Below are 23,654 nucleotides of genomic sequence, written 5' to 3'. Positions count from 1 at the left end.
TGTTCAATATCACCTGACAACTTACGGGCGATAAACCTTAATATTCTCAAAGCCTTGCTCTTTCAAGTACAACGCTTGCAGACGGCTCATCACGCCACGGTCGCAATACAGCAGGTACGTTTTCTCTTTAGGTAAATCACCGAACTGCGTACCAAGCTTATAGAATGGAATATGTTTAATTTCAATTCCTTCGACCTTCAATGGTTTATCTTCAAACTCATCGATTGAGCGAATATCTAAGATAACTTCATTATCTGCCGAAAGTTGGCTAACCATCTCAACTTCAGGTACTTTCTCAAGACTTTCTTGCGCAATCTCGCGAATATCAATGTTTTGTGCCTGCTCAACGACAGACTCTAAGATACCAAAATCAAAGTTCTCTTCTTCCGCTTCAATACGTGCTTTCACCGCTTTCACGGTTGGGCTTTTCGAAATCACACCGCAATATTCCGGCATGGTTTTCGCGAAATCTTCCGTACCAATTTGACGAGCTAACTTGATAATGTGTTCTTTATCGTGAGAGATCAGCGGACGTAACACTAAGGTATCTGACGCATTATCAATTAAACGTAAGTTAGTTAGCGTTTGGCTAGAAACCTGTCCCAGTGCTTCACCCGTTACGATAGCTTGAACGCCATAGCGCTCAGCCACTTTAGAAGCCGCACGTACCATCATACGTTTTAATACGACACCCATTTGACCGTCATCGACTTTCTCTAAAATCTCAGCCACAACAGGTTCAAAGTTAACGGCAATAAAACGCACTTTATGGGAGCTGCCAAAGCGGTTCCATAAATAGTGAGCAATTTGCTTTACGCCAATTTCATGGGCAGCACCGCCGAGATTAAAGAAGCAGTAATGCACTCGGCAACCACGGCGCATTAACATATAGCTGGAAACCCCGGAGTCAAAACCACCTGAAATCAGTGACAGTACATCTTCTTGTGTACCAATTGGGAAACCGCCGATCCCTTCGATACGCGCTTTCACGAGAATCAAATTATCATCTTCAATTTCCAGATGTACGGTGGTATCAGGATCTTTCAGTTTCACTTTTGCAGAGGCAATATGCTGATTTAAGCCGCCGCCGATATAACGCTCTGCATCAATGGATGAAAATTCGTGTTTACCACGGCGCTTCACACGCACACAGAACGTTTTGTTCTCCACCGATGCCCCGTAGGCTTCCAGTGTCATTTCAAAAATATGGTGTAAACTGGTAAAAGGCTTCTCTTCAACTTCTAAGATGTGGTGGATACCAGGAATACGGCTCAGCATGTCACAAATTTCGTCGTGCTTTGATTCCCCTTTAACACGCACTTCAATGTTATCCCAATTACGGACAACCGAGATCTCTTCGCCAAGACTCTTCAATACATTGCGGATATTACTGGTTAGAATTTTAATAAAACGGAGTCTAACTGTTTGGCTTTTGATAGTGATTTCTGGGAATAACTTAATAATAAACTTCATAGTCGTGGCATGTTCTTGGTTAGTGGGGCAAACGGACGTTGCGAAAAAGTGACTGTCGTGCACTTTACCAGTTGTCAATAAAGAGGCGTATTATAGCACTATCTTGCGTACTGAATCTAAAAACACCAATAATAAATTGTAACCATTGCGAGACTAAGTTAGTCTGCACAATAATTAAAGTTCCCCCCACTTTTAAGTGATTTAACATTAGTGATTAACGATTATGGCTAAAGAAAAATCTCAGCAAGTTCCCACTGTTAGTTTTGAAAACTCCCTTCAAGAGCTTGAGCAAATTGTCGCTCGCCTAGAATCCGGAGAGCTGCCTTTGGAAGATGCCTTAAACGAATTTGAGCGAGGCGTCCAAATTGCTAAGCAAGGTCAAAAAGTCCTCCAGCAAGCAGAACAGCGTGTACAAATTTTGCTGAGCGATGACGAAAATAAAGCCCTCGACGATTTCTCACCTGATACAGAATAAATTATGTCCGAACAACACCCAGACACCTTTGTGCGCCAGCAACGCCAAGCTCATGACAGAGTTAATCAATACTTATTAACCTCATTAGATGCGCTCCCTTTTGCTGATTTGCCATTAGCGCAAGCCATGAAATATGGCACTTTACTTGGTGGTAAACGCTTACGCCCTTTCTTAACGTATGCCGTCGGTGAAATGCTGGGCGTTAGCCTTGATAACTTAGATGCGCCCGCTGCCGCTGTAGAATGCATTCATGCTTATTCGCTGATCCATGATGATTTACCTGCCATGGATGACGACGACCTGCGCCGCGGGCAACCAACTTGTCACATAAAGTTTGGTGAAGGTAATGCCGTACTCGCCGGAGATGCCTTACAAACATTCGCATTCCAATTACTCTCCAGCGCCCCTATGCCTGATGTGTCCGATAAAGACCGTATTGCGATGATTGCAGAACTGGCTTATGCCAGCGGTTTAGCGGGGATGTGCGGTGGACAAGCATTGGATCTTGATGCTGAAGGCAAGCGCGTTGATCTAATTTCGCTCGAGCGTATCCACCAGCATAAAACTGGAGCGTTAATTCGAGCCGCTATTCGTCTCGGCGCCTATGCCGCAGGTCATAAAGGTCATCAAGCATTAGCTAGTTTAGATAAATACGCCGAATCTATTGGGCTTGCCTTTCAAGTTCAAGACGATATTCTAGATGTTATCGGAGACAGCGCAGTGACAGGCAAACGCCAAGGTGCTGATGAACAACATGAAAAAAGCACTTATCCATCACTGTTAGGTCTTGAAGCTGCCCAACAAAAAGCCAAAGAGCTCTATCAAGATGCGATCGCGGCTTTAGAATCATTGCAATCTCAAGGTTACAATACAGAGTTATTGAGAGCTTTAGCCAATTTTGTCATTGAGCGCAAAAGCTAACAATATGCTTTGCCTTTTGGTATAGATAAGACTGATAATTATAACATTGATTACCTGAGTAACTTAGAGCCGTTGTGACGACTTATAAAATACGTTCAACACAAAAAAAGCACGGTCAGCAACCGCTCGACGTTAACAGGCATCGCCCTAATTAATTTAAGTAGTGAGCACCTAATGAGTATAGATACCGCGAAATATCCAACGCTGGCACTGGCAGAGACGCCTGATGAACTGCGCCTTCTGCCAAAAGAAAGCTTGCCAAAGCTTTGTGATGAACTGAGACAATTTCTATTAAATAGCGTCAGTCGCTCGAGCGGTCACTTTGCCTCTGGATTGGGCGCCATTGAATTAACTGTTGCTCTACATTATGTCTATAAAACCCCGTTTGATAATCTTGTTTGGGACGTCGGTCATCAAGCGTACCCGCACAAAATTTTGACTGGGCGCCGTGACAGAATCGACACCATTCGTCAAAAAAATGGGTTACATCCATTCCCATGGCGTGCTGAAAGCGAGTACGACATTCTTAGTGTTGGTCATTCCTCAACCTCCATTAGTGCCGGTTTAGGTATGGCTATCGCCGCGGAAAAAGAAGATAAAAACCGCAAAACAGTTTGTGTTATCGGTGATGGCGCCATTACTGCGGGTATGGCTTTCGAAGCAATGAACCATGCTGGGGATGCTGCGCCCGATATGCTGGTGATCCTCAACGACAATGAAATGTCGATTTCAGAAAACGTTGGCGCGCTGAATAACCATTTAGCCCATTTACTTTCCGGCAAGCTATATACCACGCTGCGTGAAGGTGGAAAGAAAGTTTTCTCGAATATTCCGCCAATCAAAGAGTTACTCAAGAAAACGGAAGAACATATCAAAGGCATGGTTGTGCCTGGCACCATGTTTGAAGAATTAGGCTTTAACTACATTGGTCCTGTTGACGGACACGATGTGATTGCGCTGATCCAAACGTTAAAAAATATGCGCGAGTTAAAAGGACCTCAATTCCTGCACATTATGACCAAAAAAGGTCGTGGCTATGAGCCGGCAGAGAAAGACCCAATTAGCTGGCACGCCGTACCTAAGTTTGACCCTGCCACTTTTACGTTACCAAAAAGCAAAGATACCAGACCGACATTCTCCAAAATTTTTGGGGATTGGTTATGTGAAGAAGCTAAAGACGACGATAAACTGATGGCCGTCACCCCAGCGATGCGTGAAGGTTCTGGTATGGTGCGTTTCTCGAAAGAGTACCCAGACCAATATTTTGATGTCGCGATTGCCGAGCAGCATGCTGTCACCTTCGCCGCAGGTCTTGCCATTGGGGGTTATAACCCGATCGTAGCAATTTACTCGACGTTCTTACAACGTGGTTACGACCAAGTGATCCACGATGTGGCCATCCAGAAACTCCCAGTGATGTTTGCCATTGACCGTGCCGGTATCGTCGGTGCTGATGGTCAAACTCACCAAGGATCATTCGATATTTCATTCTTACGTTGCATCCCAACAATGGTGATCATGACGCCAAGTGATGAAAATGAATGCCGTCAAATGCTGCACACTGGCTACCATTATCAAGAAGGTCCTACCGCGGTTCGCTACCCTCGTGGCGCAGGTACAGGGGCTGAGCTAATGCCATTAGCACCGCTTGAAATTGGTAAAGGGATTGTCCGCCGCCAAGGCGAAAAAGTGGCGATCCTCAGCTTTGGGACATTACTGAGTAACGCCTTAGAAGCCGCAGAACAAATCAATGCCACCGTCGTGGATATGCGTTTTGTGAAACCATTAGATGAAGCGCTGATCTTAGAAATGGCCAATACCCATGACCTAATCGTAACGCTGGAAGAAAATGCGATTATGGGCGGTGCAGGCAGCGGTGTGAATGAATTCCTGATGAGCGAGAAGAAAATTCTACCAGTTCTGAACTTGGGCCTACCGGATTTCTTTATCCCCCAAGGTACCCAAGATGAGTTACTAGCAGATCTCGGTTTAGATGCTGCAGGGATCGTGAGTTCCATCAATACTTACCAAAATAAGTAACTTATAAAAAATTAAGGCGTTACCACAAAAGTAACGCCTTAAATCACGGACTAATTCATCTTACTTTTAGCGCATAATTATTGATAATTCTGCACTGCCACTCACCTTACCCGCCACATTATTACCACGAGAATAAAACTCATACACTAGCTCATTATTAAAGCTAACATTGGTTTGTAGTGCGGTAATTTTAGCTAAATCAATCGGCTTCTGATCTAAGGTAATCGGTGTTTTATTACCATTAACCATGACGTACATTTTGACATACGCACCGGCTTGCTGTTGAGCATTCAATAAGTTCACTTCCAGATTATTGCCAGCGTAGTACTGCGGCTTCACATTGCCTGATAACGAAATCGTCGCGGCGATCTTATTCGCAATTTGATCGCACTGCACCGACATGTTATTTCGCATAGTAGAAAGCAACTCATTACTTTTGCTACTTGCACTATGAGAACCAAAATTAACATAAGATGGTGTATTTAATGTGCAAGTTAGCCCTGATACCGTCACGATAATATTTTCTGTTTTGGGAACAATTTGCCTGGCAGTCGTTCTATTTTGAGGATTTTGAATAACAATGCCAATATCATCATCTAATCGGTAGGTGCCACTACGTTGGTTACCCGTTCCATAAATCAACATACGCCCTGTTGCGGTAACGGTATGGCGTATTGCCGGTGTTGGCGTACTTTGATTGGGGGACCAGAGGCAGTCTCCTATACCTAACTGCTCATTGGTACCAGATCCCCATCCATTAAAATGCCCAGTGATGGTATCGAGGTAGCTATTGTTTGAGTAGTTTCTTCTTTCATCAACAAACACAAATTCAGGTACCATGATCATCTCACCGCCAGCAATAGGCATCCCTCTGACACCATCAATATTGATGACTAACCCCCCACGATCAACACAGTAGTTTATGATTCCATTAAAATTATTATAAAACTGTACATAGTAAAAATTAGCCTTTTCATTCCAAGCGGGTGGGTTCGTCATCCCCGTTAGCGAAGTATTATATTCACCATAAACACCAATCAATCCACGTCCATTCATAACCGTCACTGTTTTGGCAAAACTGGGTATACTCGCCATAAAAGTTAACACACAGCTCAGTAGTAAGCTTTTCCATCCCACTAATATCTTGTTCTTTATTACATTGATTTTCATAAAATATTCATCCAATTAGTGGCATGACAGGGTTAAATTGCGTAATGATGAATAGGCATTTTCTGTGGATTTATCCATATTAAAAGGCGCTTCGCAGCGCTCGGAACCACTTTTACCCCATTTGATAACTATCTGCCCTGACTCTGGCAATCCACTTAAATAAACGCGTCCGTTATCACTTACAATGCCTGAAATGATGGCATCATCTGTATTATCATCTTGGTGCAACGAGGCGATTGCGCCCATTGGAACGTTGTTTGGTTGCTGCAAAGTGATCATCGCTTGATACCCTTTTAAGGTTTTAAAGTTCGCTCTCACGATTGCCCCTTTAGTTGGGTAAAGGTTCAGCGCATTCTCTTTGCTTTCAACGTTCTCAGGTAATGTATTCACATCCAAATTTGTAATATTTTGCGTATAGTCTGATAAATGCGGAATAATACCGTAGCCATTGGCATCGATAACCGTTGAGCCATTATTCACCTTAGTTCCCGCTGCATCTGGGGCATAAACTATGGCTGCCGAATTACCTAAATACTGACTTAGCAAAACACCACCTGAATGGATAACTATTCCACCTGATGCATTGGCATACATCATTTGGCTATCACGACCATAGCTATATCCGCCACCGTAATACCCTTTACTGCCTTGATAGCCCACATTCACCGAGCTTGTCATTTTTTGATCGCGATTATCGCCACTTTCAGTCAGCTGATAACTCAGCTTGTTATCTAATAACTGGCCATTAATACCAACCTGCTGGTAAGTGCGCCCTGAATTATCATGGCTCACTTGGAACGTACTATTAATGTTCTCAATATTCTTGTGTTCACTGAAAATGCTGAATGGAATACTCATATTCACACTAACTTGCTTATTTTCAGGCCAATTTCCATTACCTTCGGTACGGCTAATGCTGTAATCAATGCCATAGTTGATACCACGATAAAAACCGTTATAACCAATGCCTAGCGTCGTTACTGTGTCAGATTTACCCCAATAATCACTGCGCATTCCGCGTAAATAGATAGAACCCCATTTACCCAGAGATTGGTTAATATAGGTTTGGAAACTGCTACGCTGGCGACCATTAAGCCACGGTGCAACGTTCTCTTTTAACTGATAACCTACTTGGTTGAAATCCGCAAAACTGTAGTATTCTTTCGTTGAGTAGCGCAGTGCGGTTAAATCAACGGATGTGCCACTTTCTGATAAGTTTTTAGAATAGCGAACACGAAGAGATTGCCCTTGCTTACTTTCATGATTAATTGAGGCTTGTGCGTGGGTAATATCCATGGAAAGCGCACCAAAACTACCGAGTGAAATCCCAGTTCCAACCATTCCGCTCCAATAATGATTTGCCCCGAGTAAACCTGTATACAGAGTGATTGACTTCGGTAAACCATAGATCAGCGTTCCCATAATAAACTCCTGCTCTTTGGAACCGTCCGTGATCCCTCCATCATATTTACCCGTAGCAACTTCATATTTAACTCCGCCAGCACGTTGCATGACGGGCAATGAAGAGAATGCTTGAGTGAATACTCGCGTTGTTCCATCTTCCTCTTGAACAGAAACCTCTAAGTCCCCTGCCGTTCCCGTTGGATAAATATCATTGATGACAAAAGGTCCTGGTGCCACATAGGTTTGATAAATAATATTGCCATTTTGTCTGATGATGATCCGCGAGTTAGACATTGCAACACCACGAATTTCCGGAGCAAATCCACGATCTCCTTTGGACAGCATGAGTTCATTCGATAACAAGCGAACACCTTTAAATGGAACGCTATCAAAGACATCGCTGAGTGTACTGGTTTCCCCAATCACTAACTCAGAATCTAAACGCTGAATGTCCCGTGAAACCGTTGTGCGCGAAAACTCGCTTTCCCGATGACTAGTGCTGTAGCCATTGCTCTTGGATTTGTTTTCCATATACTGAAAGTTTGAACGCAAGCGCCACGCCGCCAAGTTAAAACCACCGCTAATATTGGCATACAACGAATCATTGGTATTTTTACCACTTGCACTGGAGCCACTGTGCTTTTGTTTACTTCCATTGACTTGATAATTAAACAAAAACGCAGTGACCCCTTGGTCCAATAAACTCGGGTCTATCGCACCACGCGATTTATGACGCATGGCAACTTGAGGAATATTGATATTGAGATCCAACTTAGATATATCAAACTGAACTTGAGAATCTGGTAGAGCAGCCTCTAAAGACGCAATCGGTTCATCTTTTGGTAAGGATCTTAATGTTGAAATACTCTCAACATTAACGCCATATTCATCTAATAACGCAGGTGTAATTTCCGGCACAATATTTCCCGCCGTATCTGCGGAAAAATAGATCTCTTTTTGCCCTTGATCTTCTTTGTTGATCCTCAGTGTAACCATATAACGCCCCGCCGTTACCGATTCAGAACGCGTAAATGCAGATAAATCAATGCTATCTATGCTAGTTCCTTCAGGTAGATTTAATAGTGTCGGATCAAAATAAGGTTCTGCCACGGCATTCCCCATGGATAAACAACATGCCAGAGCCAAAGCAATCGGAGAGACGGTAAAAGCGCCATCACGCATTTTAGCTTTCATTCTCGCCTCTCACTTCAACCTTTGTCGGTATGCTGTATTCATTCAACACACGCCATGTAATCGTACCTGATACATTTTTTTCGAGAAAAATAACCTGTTGCCCAAAAGGGGCAATTCCATGGGTGAACTTTTCTACTGGCACCTCATAATCCCCCACTGACAGGCTGGCTAATGTCATAGAGAGTGGCGTTGGATTAGTAATCGTGATTTTGCTGCCTTGCACAGTGACGTCTAACTTTGCGGTTTGAGCATCTAAACGCAATTCTTCAATTTGTTTCGGGCGATACAACATTTTTAAATAAATAGTTGGCGCCAAAATAAATTGTGATGAGGCCTTATCATTCGCGCTAGATTCTGGGATCACTTTCAGTGCAACGTAGAAAACAGTTTCTCTATCGGTAGCGAGCTTTCCATCATTAACACGCTGAATACGCCAGTTAAAACGCTCATTGATATCTAATTTATGTAATGGCGGCGTAATCAAAAAAGCCTCATGACTTTCCCCTTGATGTTCAGTCAAAGGTAAACCGGTTTGAAGATCTGTCGGTACAACCTGCGCCTGGATCAATGCCGCTTTTGAGGTACCATTTTGTAGACCCGCAGAGATCCCTTTGGTATTACTTTCCAAATAGACCAAACGTTCAGGTGAAAAATGAAAACCTTCATTTGTCTCTGAGGCAAATGCAGGGCTTAGCGTCATCATTAAAATCCACCCACACAGCGATTTCATTACTGACATAACAGCCCCTTATTCTCCTTCACAGAACCGGAGTAAGGCGCAGTGTCACCACCGTAATCATTGATGGCTTGCCAACGCATCGGAGTTTGTACGGAAATGGATTCTGAAATCGCCAATGTCTGCTGACTAAAAGGCGCCACCATCGTGCCAGCGAATTGAGCAAACACTTGATTACCCACTTTGACTTCGCTGAGCGTAATAAAATAAGGGGAGTGATTCGCTACACATAAACCTTTCGGCGATGTATGAAATTGCAAATTAGCAACGGCAGCATCTGGCGACTGAGTAAATTTAACGGGACGATAAAATAGCTTAATGACTAAGCGAGTACCGATAGATAATTGCGCCGCTGCATTTTCTGTTAATTCAGGAGAAACACCAGGAATAGCAATCGCGCTAAAATAGAAAACTGACTCTCTATCTTGAGGCAATGATTCTGGAGAGCTTTGTAATAAGACTTTCATCGTTTGCTGTTTATTCGCATCTAAACGATATAAAGGTGGAATAACAGAAAACAGTGGCGATTCTTGAGTGCCCGTTGGTGTATTAAATACACCGGACTGAATTAAATAAATGTCATCACTGTCATTGGTTAATGCCACTGATTGCTGAGTGTCGGAATCACTCCAAATAATACGACTTTTTTCTAGACGTAATCCCGCTTGTGCTGAATTAACGTTAATGCTAATTAACAGCACCAATAAATGAGAAATGAAAAATAATGCACCTGTTTTCTTAAACATTTTTGAAAGTATTCCGTTATTTTTATTATTAATAGATTTATCACTCAATAAACGGCTCAATAAGCTAAAACGGTAAACATCATGGTGGCTTTAAATGTGCCTAATTGAATTTTCTGAATGTTTTGACAATTTCCACATGAAAGTGCCGTGACCACTGTAATTTGACTTCCTTGATTGCTGGTCGTAGACAAATCCCAAACTGAATCTCCACTGACCTTATTTTTTCCATCTGCTTTTAATCGAATCCCCACACCGCCTGAAGAGCCACTTTCCTTAAACAGGGCTTCCCCGTTCATGACTTGACTAGGACCAGTCACAATGACTTTGCTACCATTTAATGTTCCCAGTCCTGAGCAGTTAGCTAAGGTTAAAATAACATTACGATTCAGAGCGGTACTGGTACCTAAGTCATTATCAACAATGGTTTGAGGTTTCACTTTTCCATAAGCCACCACACTTTCGGAGAGGTTTACATCGCACGTTCTGCGATATAAATGCGCATCAAAGTTAATACTCACCGAATTTGAGGCAGCAAACATTTCCCCTGTAAAAACGAATAATGAAGCCATAAGAAAATATGAATACTTGTTCATATCACCTCCATTTATGGCATCACAACAGTGAATAAAATGGCCGCTTTCACAGCACCTGCAGTGACGGTGTTATTACCGACTTGGCGAATAAACCCTACCGTAAAAGGTTTTTCTCCATCATTATCCCCTACGGGTAGAAGCACAGAATCACCATTAACGACTGTTTTTCCTGCATTGTAATAACCAGAAAGCTCCTTCACCGCGCCATCTTTCAGCATAAAACCAACGCCTTTGGCGCCTTTTGGATCAGCTGTTAAAAACAAATTGGTATCGGCAGCTGTATTCCCTGTCACTTTTATTTCAGGGCGAGCATTGGTTTCATAGCCCGTACATTTATACGACAAGCTTAATAGCTGGATATCTACCGCATCATTCGCCGCAAATTCGCCCACAGAAGGACGTCGTTTGAATTCAATCAATGAAGGGCTAACCGCAATATCGCACTCTCCTGCATTGTCAATTTCTGCGGTCAACTCTAGGGTATTCGCTGCATTCACTTCAGGTATCGCCACAATGGAAAATATCCCAGCGAAAAGCGCCCATCGATACTGTCCCAGTTTAAGGTTGTGAATACTCACTTCGTCCCCCAAGATCATTGATGACAGCCCAGACTTTTTTGCCTTTTTTCACCGGGGTTGGGTAATCCATACTGCTAAAAGGCGCTATCATGGTGTTATTCATTTCAGGGTTTAACGTCACCGCTTTTTCCCCCACACTCAATGATGACAATGTGATGTAATACGGCGATGGATTAATCACTTTGATTCCGCTCGCTGTCTCTTCAAATGTCAGGCTACCTTGAGCTTGCTCTACCGTTAACGTTAGGTTTTTAGGGCGATAAAAAACTTTAATCACACTCTCTAATGCAATTTTCACTTCACCTTTCATTGCTGCATTCTGCTGCCCAGCATTCTTTTCACTTGCCGCAATGGCTCTAGCATGAAAATAAAAAACTGATTCCCTATCTTTCGGTAATACAGATGCTCCTGCGCCTTCCACTAAACGAACATCGCGCTGCTGGCTTGATGCCAGATAGAACATAGGAGGAAGCACATCTAAAGTTTGGTCTTGCGCCGCACCTTTGGCGGTTTTTGTCAGATAAACCTGAACCAAATATTCTTCCTTCTCTGTACTATTGCGCAGAGTGACAGGGACTGACTGATTTCCTTGGTTGAAAATAACTCGAGTGGCATTGATACCGACTCCAGCCGCAGATGTCGTTCCTATTTGAATAAAAAACAGAGTTGCAAAAATAGGGAGCGTACGGAGTAAAGTGAATAATTTCATGTTTTACCTTCTCGTGATGCGTTACAAAGTGAAATGGCAGAAACCTGCCATTTCACAACAAACTTACTCGTAGCTTACAGAGAAAGTAATCGGCGCTTCGATACGTTGTGAAGCGGGTTTGCTCACAGTTGAGTTCAATGCCACATTCATTGGGATCACAGCAGAACCGCCTTCAGCCAGAGACTTAATGCTGCTTAATTGAACGTTTGTATTTGGCTTTACTTCTTTACCGTCAGCAGTCACTGCCACACCAACAGTTCCTTTTTCAACATTGTTAAATAAAGAAGTATTCGCTGCTAAAGCAGTACCTTTCGCGTACATTTGTACGAACTTACCACTTTCACCATCAAACTCTTGGCTGCAGTTGGATAAGCTCATATCAAAATTATGAGTACTACCAGCTATAGTTCCAACCGTTTGAATATCTGAAGAGATAAACGTTCCTAAATCGATATTGGTATTTGTGACGCTTAAATCACATGTCGCAGCAGCAATATTTCCAGTTACTGTCACTTGTGCGTTCGTTGCTGACATTGCTGCACCTGAAAAGCCTAAGCCAGCAGCGATAGATAATACGATCAGATTTTTTTTATTAATTAACATAGTAAACCCTTATTAATAGGCAATATAAAATTGAAATAAATATATTTTTATCAAAACAAAACCGATATGACTTTATTAAAAAATAACAAGCCAAATAAAAATTTAATTTTTCTAAAAAATAAATTAAGGCGTGTTTTATAAAAACTAATTCATGCTTGTTATTTCCCAAGCATACTACTTGAATATTCTTACTCGGTATACGCACCTCAAGAGTCATATCAGTAACAATCTGTAAATTGCCATTTCATAATAAAACCCCAAAAGTACACCCATGATTAGTAAATTCAATTAAAAACCTTAACTTTAATCAACTTTTGATTACATTAAATTAACAAAAACAACCTAAATAAATCATACTTGTGATTTTCGCATTTAAATAAATGAAAATCATTCTCACTTAAATAATAAAATAAATATACCAAACATCACGTATACGTTAATTTGACTAAGTTATTTTTTTCTCATAACAGAAAAATAAAAAATAAAATAACCACCCATATTTCGAGTTAATATTGATTCTTTGTTTTTTACATTTTTTAATAAATAGGAAACTATGATGAAAGCATAATTATAGTGAAATTAATTTTTACAAATAACGAATTTTTTATTTTTCATAATAAAAATAAATTTAACTTTATTCATAAAAAATAGAAGTAAAAATAAAAAGTAATTTAGGATAAGAACAAAGCCCTAGTATTTAACTAGGACTTTATTTATCTAAAAAAGATATTTTATCTTTGAAGGAGGGAATTAACTCAAATCAAAAAGGCATCACCTGATAATGCACTAATAGCCAAATTGTCACATAGGCAAATATGGCAGCAATAATGTCATCAATCATAATGCCAAACCCGCCACTGACTCGGCGGTCAAAGATACGGATAGGCCAAGGTTTCCACATGTCGTAAACACGGAAAATCAAAAAGCCGGTGAGAACCCACTGGATACTCACCACAGGGATGGCCATTAACGTGATCCACATTCCAATAAACTCATCCCAAACAATACTGCCATGGTCATGGATCCTCATATCATCGGAAGTGCGTTGGCATATCCAACACCCAAACCAGAATCCAACGACGATAATAACCCAGAGGCTCCATACAGGGAGTTTGTCCATTAGCAACCAAAATGGAATGGCGGCTAATGAGCCCATTGTACCGGGAACAATTGGCGATAAACCACTTCCGAACCCCGTCGCTAGCAGGTGCCACGGATTACGCATATTCAATCGTTTTTTTGCTGCTGCTTTTTCTTGAGCGGTTGCCATGGACATTTTCCTAAACAAAATGATCGAAGCCCTTGAGGTCAACCTCAACAGCTTGGTTATCACAAAAATAACTGATCCCTTCAGATTGAGGCTTGATTTGGCCAATACAGGTAAAACCTGACCCCGTATGAGCAAGCGCTACTTCTAAGGCTCCCCGATTCATTTCAGGTACTGTAAAGCATAGCTCATAGTCTTCACCACCACTTAACGACCAAACTCTTGCTTGCTCCACAGAACAGTTCTGCTTCAACGCATCGGACTGTGGTAGCGCATCGAGATTGATCCTCGCCCCACAACCGCTCGCTTTTAATATATGGTTGAGATCAGAAACTAACCCATCTGAAATATCTATCGCAGATGAAGCCAAATTGCGTAAAGCCTGCCCCTGCAAAATACGCGGTTGTGGGCGTAAATGACGCTCAATCAACCACTCCTTATGCTCAGGGCTTTCAGGCTGTAACCTGTTTTGCAGTATCGCAAGTCCCGCAGCACTATCTCCCAAAGTACCCGTCACATAAATCCAATCACCATTACGTGCACCAGAGCGAGATAACGCTTTGCCAATTGGCACAAGACCATGAACGGTATAGGTTAAACTCATTGGTCCACGGGTCGTATCTCCCCCAATCAGCTGCATTCCATAGTAATTCAGTTGTTCAAACAACATATCGCTAAAAGATTGCAACCATTCATGGTTTACGCTCGGTAGGGTAATAGCTAAAGAGACCCAAGCTGGATCCGCTCCCATCGCAGCAAGATCACTTAAATTTGAAGCTAGGGATTTATAGGCAAGGTCAGCGGGAGAGATATCGGGTAGAAAATGAATACCGGAAACTAGGGTGTCCGTACTCACAGCAAGTTGCTGTTTCTCAGGGATAGTCATTAGCGCACAATCATCGCCAATACCGATGTTAACATCACGTCGGTTTACAGGTTGGCGATTAAAAAAACGTGCGATGAGGTCAAATTCGCCATATGACATGGTAGATTTTCCATTTTCGCTATGCCTAGCTCGTCAATAAACTGAAAAGCCAGACATAAGTACTAGGATAGACTGGAACCCAGCCTACCCATTATGACTTACGTATTACAGGAGGGAACCTGATTATGTTTATTTCTTACGACGTACCGCAGGTGCTGCTTTATCTAACACACCGTTGACAAATTTATGGCTATCTTCAGCACCAAAAACTTTAGCTAATTCAATACCTTCGTTGATAGCAACTTTGAAAGGTACATCTTCTCTATAGCTTAGTTCATACATTGCTACACGTAAAATCGCTTTCTCAACTTGACCTAACTCTTCTAACTGACGAGATAAGTAAGGTGACATTAATTGATCCAGCTTCGTAGCATTGTTTGCAATACCAGAAATCAGCTCACGGAAATAGGTTACGTCAACGTCAGACATGTCCTGTTCAGCAATAAACTCATATTCTACGTCGGCAATAGGATTACCGGATAATTGCCATGAATAGATGGCCTGTACAGCACACTCACGAGCGCGGCGACGAGCAGCAGGTTTCACAAGATTCCCCTTAAATAAAAAAAACTACACAGCATATCTCGAACTCACAGAGCCCGAGATATGGCGCGTATTATTTGCCTTTTACAGCTTTAATCACATTAATCATTTCGAGAGCGGTCAGTGCAGCTTCTGCACCTTTGTTACCTGCTTTAGTACCAGCACGCTCAATGGCTTGCTCGATATTTTCAGTGGTTAATACACCGAAAGTCACAGGAACTTCGCTATTTAATGCAACATGAGACAGACCTGAGCTGCACTCACCCGCAACAAATTCAAAGTGGGCAGTACCGCCACGAATAACAGTACCTAATGCGATAACTGCATCATATTTTTTGGTTTCAACCAATGCTTTCACGGTCAGTGGTAATTCATAAGCACCTGGCACCCAAACAACGGTGATGTTATCTTGAGCAACTTGGCCAATACGCTCTAACGCGTCAACAGCACCGTCCAGCAGGCTATCATTAATAAAGTTGTTAAAACGAGCGATAGCGATAGCAACACGCGCTTTTGGCGCAGCAACAACACCTTTGATTACGTTCATAATCTTCCTCAAATATTAATTACAACCCGCGGGGCGCGGATTTTATCACATTCTTTAGGTAACCGTACGAGTGAATTTCAGCAAACCGCTAAAAAAACACATTTACCATACAGGCCGTAACCTGACGCGAAGGTCATTTCCGACTTTCTCAACGTCAGTAAATTCAAATTGAAGCGCATCTGATAATGCGCTTAATTCAGGGAGACTCACTAACCCACGCGCAGTATCCCCAAGTAATTTAGGGGCGATATAGACGATCAGTTCGTCGACTAAACCGAGTTTTAATAACGAACCTGCAAGCTTAGCACCCGCCTCTACCCAAATACTGTTCACATTACGTTTCGCTAATTGCATCATCAAAATCACTAAGTCGATGCCATTATCATCAGCAGGAATAGCAAGCTGTTCGACATTTCCCTGCCATGTTTCTGTGGTATCCGGCGTTGGACGAATTAGCCAGCATTCACCGTCTAACTGCGTCACTTTGTGTTCAGGTTTCACGCGATTGTGTCTATCTAACACGATACGAATAGGTTGGCGCAGCTTTTCTTCTGGGTATTGAGCTTGAACATCCGCAGGTAATTCGTTCCAGCGCACCGTTAATGCAGGGTCATCAGCAAGCACGGTATTACTGGTACTTAAAATAGCGCTGGCTTGAGCACGTAGAACTTGAACATCTTTACGCGACGCAGGGCTAGTAATCCACTTGCTTTCCCCATTCGCTAATGCGGTTTTGCCATCTAATGATGCAGCAAGTTTTAATTGAATATAAGGAAATGCGGTACGCATACGTTTTAAAAAGCCACGGTTTATTGCTTCGGCTTCTTCCAACAAAATATTACTAGCAGTTTCTATTCCCGCTTGGGATAGCATAAATAAGCCGCGGCCAGCCACTTGAGGGTTAGGGTCTTGCATTGCAGCGACTACGCGGGAGATCCCCGCATTGATTAATGCTTCCGCACAAGGTGGGGTGCGACCGTGATGGCTACAAGGCTCAAGAGTCACGTAAGCTGTCGCGCCTTTCGCTTTATCACCCGCCATTCGAAGCGCATGGACTTCCGCATGCGGCTCTCCTGCTTTTTGATGATAACCTTCGCCGACAATTTCACCTTCGCGCACAATCACGCAACCCACATTGGGGTTCGGCGATGTAGTAAAACGCCCTTTTTTTGCCAATTCAAAGGCCCGGGCCATGTAGATACGGTCTTGTTCAAGCATCGGTATTAGTCCTGTAACTTGGCAATTTCTTCGCCAAATTCACGTACATCTTCAAAACTACGATAGACCGAGGCAAAGCGAATGTAAGCCACTTTATCGAGTTTTTTGAGTTCATCCATCACCAAATTACCAATTAACTTCGAGGGAACTTCGCGTTCGCCAGTCGCTCGTAGGTGGGATTTAATAGAAATTATGGCTTGATCGATAGCATCAGAACTGACAGGGCGTTTTTCTAGGGCTTTCAACATGCCTCTGTTGAGCTTTTCTTCATCGAAAGGCTCGCGAATGTCATCACTTTTAATTACCCGAGGCATAACAAGTTCCGCCACTTCAAATGTAGTGAAGCGTTCATGGCAAACCAAACACTGGCGGCGCCTGCGCACTTGTGAGCCTTCACCAACCAGACGCGAGTCAATCACTTTCGTATCTACAGCTGAGCAAAATGGGCAATGCATAGGAATTCCTGATTCTATTTTTGTAGGGTAGATAGTGTAACTCAGACCTGAAATGAAAAACACCCTGAGGATTATTTATCCGCAGGGTGTTTATGATACACGAGTGTCTGTATTCGTTATGGTAATAAAGACTCTTGATCTGCGCCTTCTTTCTCGACTTTCGCCTGAATTAAGTGCTCACGCTTCATACCCATCTTCAGTGCTAATGCAGAAGCCACATAGATAGATGAAATCGTACCAATCGTCACACCGATTAACATAACCAGTGAGAAGCCTTCTAACATCGCGCCACCAAACAGATACAGCATCAGAACCACTAATAATGTCGTTGCTGATGTCATGATGGTACGGCTCAATGTTTGGGTCAAAGAGACGTTCATGATTTCGTACGGTGTACCGCGACGGATCTTACGGAAGTTCTCACGAATACGGTCAGATACCACGATACTATCGTTAAGGGAGTAACCGATAACCGACATCAATGACGCCACGATAGTCATATCAATCTCAATGTGGAATAGAGACAGAATACCTAAAGTGATCACCACGTCATGAGCCAATGCCAATACGGCACCTGCCGCTAAACGCCATTCAAAACGGAAGCCAACGTAAATCAGGATACAGATAAGCGCTGTTAATAACGCTAATGCCCCTGTTTGTGCTAACTCAGCACCTACGCTTGGTCCCACGAATTCAATACGCTTAACCGTCGCTTGCTCATCAACGTTTTTATTGATGATAGTAATGATCTCTTTACCAACCTCTTGACCCGCTATGCCTTCAACCGGCGGTAAACGGATCATGATGTCTCGGCTACTACCAAAGTTCTGAATTAATGGATCTTTATGGTTCGAGTTAGACAGGCTATCACGAATTTTATCCAAATCAGCAGGCTGACTAAGGTTGATTTCAATGACGGTACCGCCCGTAAAATCGAGTCCCCAGTTAAAACCTTTAACACCGATAATCACACAAGAAGCGATCAGTAAAATGATAGAAATGCTAAAGGCAACGTTGTCCCAGCGCATAAAGTCATAGACTTTACGACCATAGTTCAATTGTTCAACAGTATAATCCTGTGCCACAACGTGCTCCTTAAATTGACAGCTTGTTAATACGTTTACCGCCGTATAGCAGGTTCACGATTGCACGTGTACCAACAATAGCTGTAAACATAGAGGTTGCGACACCAATCGCTGTCGTAATCGCAAAGCCTTTAATCGAACCAGTACCCACTGCATACAGAATTATTGCGGTGATTAAGGTCGTTAAGTTTGCATCGGTAATACTTGAGAAGGCGCCTTTATACCCTTCGTGGATCGCTTGTTGCACTGAGCGTCCGTTACGAAGTTCTTCTTTAATACGTTCGTTTATGAGAACGTTGGCATCGACGGCAACCGCAAGGGTTAGGACGATACCGGCAATACCTGGCATAGTCAGTGTCGCCCCTGGTAACAGAGACATCACACCCACGATTAAGACCAAGTTAGCCATCAGAGCACTACTCGCGATCAGACCAAATTTACGATAGTAAATAATCATAAACAGGATAGAGGCCAACAGACCCGCGATACACGCTTTCAGACCTTGCTCGATGTTTTGCATACCCAATGTTGGACCGATAGTACGTTCTTCAACAATTTGGATTGGCGCAATCAGAGCACCAGCACGCAACAGTAAAGATAATTGACGCGCTTCGTTCGCGTTATCAATTCCCGTAATACGGAATTTGCTACCGAAACGAGCTTGAATACGCGCGGCGTTAATCACTTTTTCATCTTTAACTAAAATCGCACGGCCTGCGGCATCTTTTTTACCACTGTCTTTGTATTCAACAAACAGGGTTGCCATCAGCTTGTCTTGGTTGTCACGAGTAAAGTCAGACATGATTGAGCCACCGGCACTATCAAGGCTAATACTGACTTGCGGATAACCATTTTCATCAGTTTCAGATGTAGAATCAGTAATATGGTCGCCCGTTAAGACAACACGCTTATACAGAACATAAGGCACGCCATTACGATCAGACTTAAGCTCTGAGTCACCCGGAATTCGTCCACTTTCTGCCGCTGCGCTATCTACACCAGTATTCACTAAGCGGAATTCTAAGGTTGCAGTTGCGCCTAAGATTTCTTTTGCGCGCGCAGTATCTTGGATACCCGGTAATTCAACAACAATGCGATCCGCACCTTGGCGTTGAACAAGTGGTTCAGCAACACCTAATTGGTTAACACGGTTACGAATGATCGTGATGTTTTGAGAGACGGCATAGTTACGCGCTTCACGTAAGCGCTCATCAGTCATAACAGCAATCATGGTGTTATCGCTGCCGTCAGAAAATACTAAATCTGGGTATTTACGCGCCAGTGTTTTCTCAGCAAGACTGCGATCGTCAGCGTTACGGAAGCGAACTTCAACGCTGTAATCACTGCCTTTACGAATAGAAGAGTACGCAATACCTGCTTGGCGCAAGTCATTACGCAAACCATCCATGTTTTGTTCCTGCAATTTACCTAATGCAGTGTCCATATCAACTTCCATCAGGAAGTGAACCCCACCACGTAAGTCCAGACCCAGCTTCATCAGTTCACCACCGAGAGCTTCAAGCCATTTTGGTGTAGCAGGTGCAAGGTTTAATGCAACAACATACTGGTCACCCAGTGCATTCATGATGACTTCACGAGCACGTAACTGAACGTCAGAGTTGTTGAAACGGGCTAAAATTGCCCCATTTTCGAGAGCAACAGATTTGCTCTGAATTTTGTCTGTTTCTAAAGCTTTTTGGACTTGGATCAGCGTTTGTTCATTGGCGGCGGTTCCCCGCACGCCAGTGATCTGAACAGCCGGATCCTCACCATATAGGTTTGGAAGTGCATACAGCAAACCGATGAGGATCGCAGTGATCAACATCAGATACTTCCATAAAGGATAACGGTTTAGCACGGCAGTTCCCTTCGGGAAAATTCAGAATTAGATTGCTTTCATTGTGCCTTTAGGTAGAACAGCAGCAACGAAATCACGTTTGATAGTTACTTCAGTGTTCTCACTCAGTTCAAGAACAACATAACCTGTTTCAGACACTTTAGTCACACGACCGATTAAACCACCAGTGGTTAAAACTTCGTCACCCTTAGCGATTGATTCCATCAGTTTACGGTGATCTTTAGCACGTTTTTGCTGTGGACGCAGGATCATGAAATAGAAAATCAGCGCGAAAACAACCAGCATAATAATCAGAGAGTACGGGCTACCTTGAGCGGGTGCGCCTGCTGATGCCGCTGCTTCAGAAATAAAAAAACTCATTCAACTTTCCTCATTGTTATTGAAAGCAATTTCAAACTTACACTTTAACTAGTTCAAGTTACATAAAATACATCAAACCATCATGTAACTAGAACCAAAAACTATAATTTGCACTAAATAATTCTTTTGGCTGATGCCAATAACCACAATCAGCTGCAAGAACGAAGGGTACAGCCCGATATGCTACACAGTTCGGGCTAACTTCGCACTTTAAATTCACTCTCTATTTAATGAAGGCTGGGCTTTGCCAATCTTCTGATAGAAATCCGCAGCAAACTGCTCAAAATTACCCGCTTCAATCGCTTGGCGAATACCCGCCATCAAGCGTTGATAGTAACGTAAATTATGGATGGTATTGAGTCGTGCACCCAAAATTTCATTACAACGGTCAAGATGATGCAAATACGCGCGGCTGTAATGACGACAAGTATAGCAGTCACACTCTGCATCGAGAGGTGATGTGTCTGACTTATACTTCGCATTACGGATTTTTACCACGCCACTGGTGACAAATAAATGCCCGTTACGTGCATTTCGTGTCGGCATCACACAGTCAAACATATCGATACCACGACGTACACCTTCCACTAAATCTTCCGGCTTACCAACGCCCATTAGGTAACGTGGTTTTTCTGCCGGAATTTGCGGGCATACATGCTCTAAAATACGGTGCATATCTTCTTTTGGTTCGCCGACTGCTAAGCCGCCTACAGCGTACCCATCAAAGCCAATTTCCACCAGCCCTTTCACTGAGATATCGCGTAAATCTTCGTAAACACTGCCTTGGATAATCCCGAACAACGCATTTTTATTGTTCAATTCATCAAAGCGCTGACGGCTACGCGCAGCCCAACGTAATGACATTTCCATTGATGTCTTTGCGTAATCCCAATCTGCTGGGTACGGCGTACATTCGTCGAAAATCATCACGATATCGGAACCGAGGTCATACTGAATTTCCATCGATTTTTCGGGGCTTAAGAAGACTTTTTCACCATTAATTGGATTACGGAAATGAACGCCTTCTTCTTTAATCTTACGCATTGCGCCAAGGCTAAAGACTTGGAAGCCGCCTGAGTCTGTTAAGATAGGGCCTTGCCATTGCATGAAATCGTGCAAGTCACCATGTAATTTCATGATTTCTTGACCTGGACGCAACCATAAATGGAAGGTATTACCCAGTAAAATTTGAGCTCCGGTTTCTTTCACTTCTTCAGGAGTCATTCCCTTAACCGTGCCGTAAGTTCCTACTGGCATGAACGCCGGAGTTTCTACCACGCCGCGTTCAAAAATCAGGCGACCACGACGCGCATTGCCGTCGGTTGTCTGTAATTCATATTTCACGTTTTATCTCCTAGCATCAGAAAAACAGTCTGGTGCTATTGGTTACTGAATCTAAGCAAGCAGCTACGCCGCCACTTATTCTTGTTCTGCCGAGCCGACTTGCTCAAAACGAGCATTGGCGTTTGGCGTAATAAACATGGCATCACCATAACTAAAGAAACGGTATTTTTGCTCAACAGCTTCTTTATAGGCTTGCATGGTGTTTTGATATCCCGCAAACGCAGAGACCAACATAATTAATGTGGATTCTGGTAAGTGGAAGTTAGTGATCAAGGCATCAATCACTTGATATTCATAACCCGGATAAATAAATATCTGAGTATCATCAAAGAATGGAGCAATTAAAGCGTTTTCGCTGGCTTTCGCGGCACTTTCGAGTGAACGAACTGACGTTGTTCCCACAGCAATCACACGATTTCCACGCGCTTTACACGCCAACACGGCATCGACCACCTCTTGCGGAACCTCTGCATATTCAGAGTGCATAATATGGTCTTCGATGGAATCAACACGCACCGGTTGGAACGTTCCCGCCCCGACATGCAGTGTTACAAATGCCATCTCAACGCCTTTTTGGCGTAATGCTTCTAATAAAGGCTCATCAAAGTGTAAACCCGCTGTTGGTGCAGCAACCGCTCCCGGACGCTGGCTATACACGGTTTGATACAACTCTTTATCAGACTCTTCATCTGGACGGTCGATATACGGAGGTAATGGCATGTGACCAATTTGGTTAAGGATGCTTAATACATCACGTGCATCATCAAAGCGCAGCTCAAACAGTGCGCCGTGACGAGCGACCATTGTCGCATTCACACTTTCATCTTCACCCAGTAGCAGCGCTGTGCCTTCTTTTGGTGCTTTAGAGGCTCTAACATGAGCCAAAACACGATGTTCATCGAGCATACGCTCAATCAAAACCTCAATTTTACCGCCACTCGCTTTACGACCAAACAATCTCGCAGGGATCACGCGAGTGTTGTTGAACACCAGCAAATCCCCTGGCTCCAATTTTTCAAGAATATCGGTAAACACACCATGCGTGAGCTGTCCCGTGGTACCATCAAGACCAAGTAAGCGACATGAGCTACGCTCAGCCTGAGGATAGTGGGCAATAAGTTCTTCTGGTAATTCAAAAGTAAAATCGGATACACGCATTGTATTGACATCAATCTAAAAAAATAAGGCGACTAGTCTAGTGCTGCACTGCCTTTGGCGCAAGAAATAAGCGCCATTTTGTATAAAAAAGAATCAATATTGTACAAATATTTTCTGAAACCGCACGGAATGTGTCGGCTGCCTTTTTTCTTTCAATTTTTCGTTTCTGACATTTTTCGTTTATAGTATCGA

At 43.0% G+C, this 23,654-nt stretch carries 23 protein-coding genes; 3 read left to right on the top strand and 20 right to left on the bottom strand.

Annotated features, from left to right (window positions below):
• Positions 1–21 precede the first annotated feature (21 nt).
• Positions 22–1,473: a tRNA uracil 4-sulfurtransferase ThiI gene (thiI, locus tag GKR61_RS13755; protein ID WP_154600158.1), complete on the bottom strand. Its 1,452-nt coding sequence runs from the start codon at positions 1,471–1,473 to the stop codon at positions 22–24.
• 223 nt (positions 1,474–1,696) lie between these two features.
• Between thiI and xseB the strand changes: the two genes are divergently transcribed.
• The 3 genes from xseB (at position 1,697) to dxs (ending at position 4,909) form a co-directional block, all read left to right on the top strand.
• A complete protein-coding gene (gene xseB, locus GKR61_RS13750) occupies positions 1,697–1,948 on the top strand; it encodes an exodeoxyribonuclease VII small subunit (protein ID WP_036953869.1) in 252 nt (83 codons plus the stop codon).
• 3 nt (positions 1,949–1,951) lie between these two features.
• Positions 1,952–2,869, top strand: a complete 918-nt coding sequence (gene ispA / locus GKR61_RS13745) for a (2E,6E)-farnesyl diphosphate synthase (RefSeq protein WP_036953867.1) — start codon at positions 1,952–1,954, stop codon at positions 2,867–2,869.
• A gap of 174 nt (positions 2,870–3,043) precedes the next feature.
• Complete coding sequence (gene dxs, locus GKR61_RS13740) at positions 3,044–4,909, top strand: 1-deoxy-D-xylulose-5-phosphate synthase (protein WP_036953864.1); 1,866 nt, start codon at positions 3,044–3,046, stop codon at positions 4,907–4,909.
• A 66-nt stretch (positions 4,910–4,975) separates the two neighbouring features.
• Here dxs and GKR61_RS13735 read toward each other — a convergent pair whose 3' ends face one another.
• The 19 genes from GKR61_RS13735 to queA all read right to left on the bottom strand — a co-directional run bounded on the left by GKR61_RS13735 (position 4,976) and on the right by queA (position 23,462).
• Positions 4,976–6,079, bottom strand: a complete 1,104-nt coding sequence (locus GKR61_RS13735; RefSeq protein ID WP_154639847.1) for a hypothetical protein — start codon at positions 6,077–6,079, stop codon at positions 4,976–4,978.
• 15 nt (positions 6,080–6,094) lie between these two features.
• Positions 6,095–8,677, bottom strand: coding sequence for a fimbria/pilus outer membrane usher protein (locus GKR61_RS13730; protein ID WP_230083167.1), 2,583 nt, complete (start codon positions 8,675–8,677; stop codon positions 6,095–6,097).
• Positions 8,667–9,416 (bottom strand): fimbrial biogenesis chaperone, encoded by a 750-nt coding sequence (locus GKR61_RS13725; RefSeq protein ID WP_154600157.1) that lies wholly within the window; start codon positions 9,414–9,416, stop codon positions 8,667–8,669. The genes GKR61_RS13730 and GKR61_RS13725 overlap by 11 nt, the downstream gene beginning before the upstream one ends.
• Positions 9,407–10,159, bottom strand: a complete 753-nt coding sequence (locus GKR61_RS13720; protein ID WP_108479251.1) for a fimbrial biogenesis chaperone — start codon at positions 10,157–10,159, stop codon at positions 9,407–9,409. The genes GKR61_RS13725 and GKR61_RS13720 overlap by 10 nt, the downstream gene beginning before the upstream one ends.
• Positions 10,160–10,215: 56 nt before the next feature.
• Positions 10,216–10,752: a fimbrial protein gene (locus tag GKR61_RS13715; RefSeq protein WP_230082534.1), complete on the bottom strand. Its 537-nt coding sequence runs from the start codon at positions 10,750–10,752 to the stop codon at positions 10,216–10,218.
• An 11-nt stretch (positions 10,753–10,763) separates the two neighbouring features.
• Entirely contained in the window at positions 10,764–11,330 is a 567-nt protein-coding gene (locus GKR61_RS13710) for a fimbrial protein (RefSeq protein ID WP_230085008.1), read from the bottom strand.
• Complete coding sequence (locus tag GKR61_RS13705) at positions 11,311–12,039, bottom strand: fimbrial biogenesis chaperone (protein ID WP_154600155.1); 729 nt, start codon at positions 12,037–12,039, stop codon at positions 11,311–11,313. Before GKR61_RS13705 ends, GKR61_RS13710 begins: the two co-directional genes overlap by 20 nt.
• A gap of 63 nt (positions 12,040–12,102) precedes the next feature.
• A complete protein-coding gene (locus tag GKR61_RS13700; RefSeq protein WP_230082533.1) occupies positions 12,103–12,573 on the bottom strand; it encodes a fimbrial protein in 471 nt (156 codons plus the stop codon).
• Positions 12,574–13,402: 829 nt separating this feature from the next.
• The gene (gene pgpA, locus GKR61_RS13695) at positions 13,403–13,912 is read right to left on the bottom strand and encodes a phosphatidylglycerophosphatase A (RefSeq protein ID WP_108479247.1); all 510 of its coding nucleotides are present in this window, start codon (positions 13,910–13,912) and stop codon (positions 13,403–13,405) included.
• 10 nt (positions 13,913–13,922) lie between these two features.
• Positions 13,923–14,894, bottom strand: coding sequence for a thiamine-phosphate kinase (gene thiL, locus GKR61_RS13690; protein WP_036953844.1), 972 nt, complete (start codon positions 14,892–14,894; stop codon positions 13,923–13,925).
• A gap of 129 nt (positions 14,895–15,023) precedes the next feature.
• Positions 15,024–15,440, bottom strand: coding sequence for a transcription antitermination factor NusB (gene nusB / locus GKR61_RS13685; RefSeq protein WP_036953841.1), 417 nt, complete (start codon positions 15,438–15,440; stop codon positions 15,024–15,026).
• Between the two features lie 70 nt (positions 15,441–15,510).
• Positions 15,511–15,984 carry a 6,7-dimethyl-8-ribityllumazine synthase gene (ribH, locus tag GKR61_RS13680; RefSeq protein WP_036953837.1) on the bottom strand — a complete coding sequence of 158 codons (474 nt, stop codon included), beginning with the start codon at positions 15,982–15,984 and terminating at the stop codon, positions 15,511–15,513.
• Between the two features lie 102 nt (positions 15,985–16,086).
• A complete protein-coding gene (ribD, locus tag GKR61_RS13675; RefSeq protein WP_154600153.1) occupies positions 16,087–17,202 on the bottom strand; it encodes a bifunctional diaminohydroxyphosphoribosylaminopyrimidine deaminase/5-amino-6-(5-phosphoribosylamino)uracil reductase RibD in 1,116 nt (371 codons plus the stop codon).
• A 5-nt stretch (positions 17,203–17,207) separates the two neighbouring features.
• Positions 17,208–17,657 (bottom strand): transcriptional regulator NrdR, encoded by a 450-nt coding sequence (gene nrdR / locus GKR61_RS13670; protein WP_006662792.1) that lies wholly within the window; start codon positions 17,655–17,657, stop codon positions 17,208–17,210.
• Positions 17,658–17,773: 116 nt separating this feature from the next.
• The gene (gene secF, locus GKR61_RS13665) at positions 17,774–18,742 is read right to left on the bottom strand and encodes a protein translocase subunit SecF (RefSeq protein WP_036953831.1); all 969 of its coding nucleotides are present in this window, start codon (positions 18,740–18,742) and stop codon (positions 17,774–17,776) included.
• Between the two features lie 10 nt (positions 18,743–18,752).
• Positions 18,753–20,600: a protein translocase subunit SecD gene (gene secD / locus GKR61_RS13660; protein WP_336426635.1), complete on the bottom strand. Its 1,848-nt coding sequence runs from the start codon at positions 20,598–20,600 to the stop codon at positions 18,753–18,755.
• Between the two features lie 27 nt (positions 20,601–20,627).
• Positions 20,628–20,960, bottom strand: coding sequence for a preprotein translocase subunit YajC (gene yajC / locus GKR61_RS13655; protein ID WP_006657183.1), 333 nt, complete (start codon positions 20,958–20,960; stop codon positions 20,628–20,630).
• Between the two features lie 216 nt (positions 20,961–21,176).
• Positions 21,177–22,304 (bottom strand): tRNA guanosine(34) transglycosylase Tgt, encoded by a 1,128-nt coding sequence (gene tgt / locus GKR61_RS13650; protein WP_036953825.1) that lies wholly within the window; start codon positions 22,302–22,304, stop codon positions 21,177–21,179.
• Positions 22,305–22,379: 75 nt separating this feature from the next.
• Positions 22,380–23,462 (bottom strand): tRNA preQ1(34) S-adenosylmethionine ribosyltransferase-isomerase QueA, encoded by a 1,083-nt coding sequence (gene queA / locus GKR61_RS13645; protein ID WP_154600152.1) that lies wholly within the window; start codon positions 23,460–23,462, stop codon positions 22,380–22,382.
• Between the last annotated feature and the right edge of the window lie 192 nt (positions 23,463–23,654).

The organism is Providencia sp. wls1916 (genome assembly GCF_009706585.1).
GTDB classification, from domain to species: domain Bacteria; phylum Pseudomonadota; class Gammaproteobacteria; order Enterobacterales; family Enterobacteriaceae; genus Providencia; species Providencia lanzhouensis.
This window is presented reverse-complemented; position numbering and strand designations above follow the sequence as displayed.

Coding starts and splice junctions, on each gene's coding strand:
- GKR61_RS13730 (WP_230083167.1), bottom strand. CDS start 8,677: ATGAAAGCTAAAATGCGTGATGGCGCTTTTACCGTCTCTCCGATTGCT.
- ribD (WP_154600153.1), bottom strand. CDS start 17,202: ATGCTTGAACAAGACCGTATCTACATGGCCCGGGCCTTTGAATTGGCA.
- GKR61_RS13735 (WP_154639847.1), bottom strand. CDS start 6,079: ATGAAAATCAATGTAATAAAGAACAAGATATTAGTGGGATGGAAAAGC.
- GKR61_RS13720 (WP_108479251.1), bottom strand. CDS start 10,159: ATGTTTAAGAAAACAGGTGCATTATTTTTCATTTCTCATTTATTGGTG.
- thiL (WP_036953844.1), bottom strand. CDS start 14,894: ATGTCATATGGCGAATTTGACCTCATCGCACGTTTTTTTAATCGCCAA.
- queA (WP_154600152.1), bottom strand. CDS start 23,462: ATGCGTGTATCCGATTTTACTTTTGAATTACCAGAAGAACTTATTGCC.
- GKR61_RS13715 (WP_230082534.1), bottom strand. CDS start 10,752: ATGAACAAGTATTCATATTTTCTTATGGCTTCATTATTCGTTTTTACA.
- GKR61_RS13700 (WP_230082533.1), bottom strand. CDS start 12,573: ATGTCAGCAACGAACGCACAAGTGACAGTAACTGGAAATATTGCTGCT.
- dxs (WP_036953864.1), top strand. CDS start 3,044: ATGAGTATAGATACCGCGAAATATCCAACGCTGGCACTGGCAGAGACG.
- ispA (WP_036953867.1), top strand. CDS start 1,952: ATGTCCGAACAACACCCAGACACCTTTGTGCGCCAGCAACGCCAAGCT.
- ribH (WP_036953837.1), bottom strand. CDS start 15,984: ATGAACGTAATCAAAGGTGTTGTTGCTGCGCCAAAAGCGCGTGTTGCT.
- yajC (WP_006657183.1), bottom strand. CDS start 20,960: ATGAGTTTTTTTATTTCTGAAGCAGCGGCATCAGCAGGCGCACCCGCT.
- xseB (WP_036953869.1), top strand. CDS start 1,697: ATGGCTAAAGAAAAATCTCAGCAAGTTCCCACTGTTAGTTTTGAAAAC.
- GKR61_RS13705 (WP_154600155.1), bottom strand. CDS start 12,039: ATGAAATTATTCACTTTACTCCGTACGCTCCCTATTTTTGCAACTCTG.
- GKR61_RS13725 (WP_154600157.1), bottom strand. CDS start 9,416: ATGTCAGTAATGAAATCGCTGTGTGGGTGGATTTTAATGATGACGCTA.
- pgpA (WP_108479247.1), bottom strand. CDS start 13,912: ATGGCAACCGCTCAAGAAAAAGCAGCAGCAAAAAAACGATTGAATATG.
- nrdR (WP_006662792.1), bottom strand. CDS start 17,657: ATGCATTGCCCATTTTGCTCAGCTGTAGATACGAAAGTGATTGACTCG.
- thiI (WP_154600158.1), bottom strand. CDS start 1,473: ATGAAGTTTATTATTAAGTTATTCCCAGAAATCACTATCAAAAGCCAA.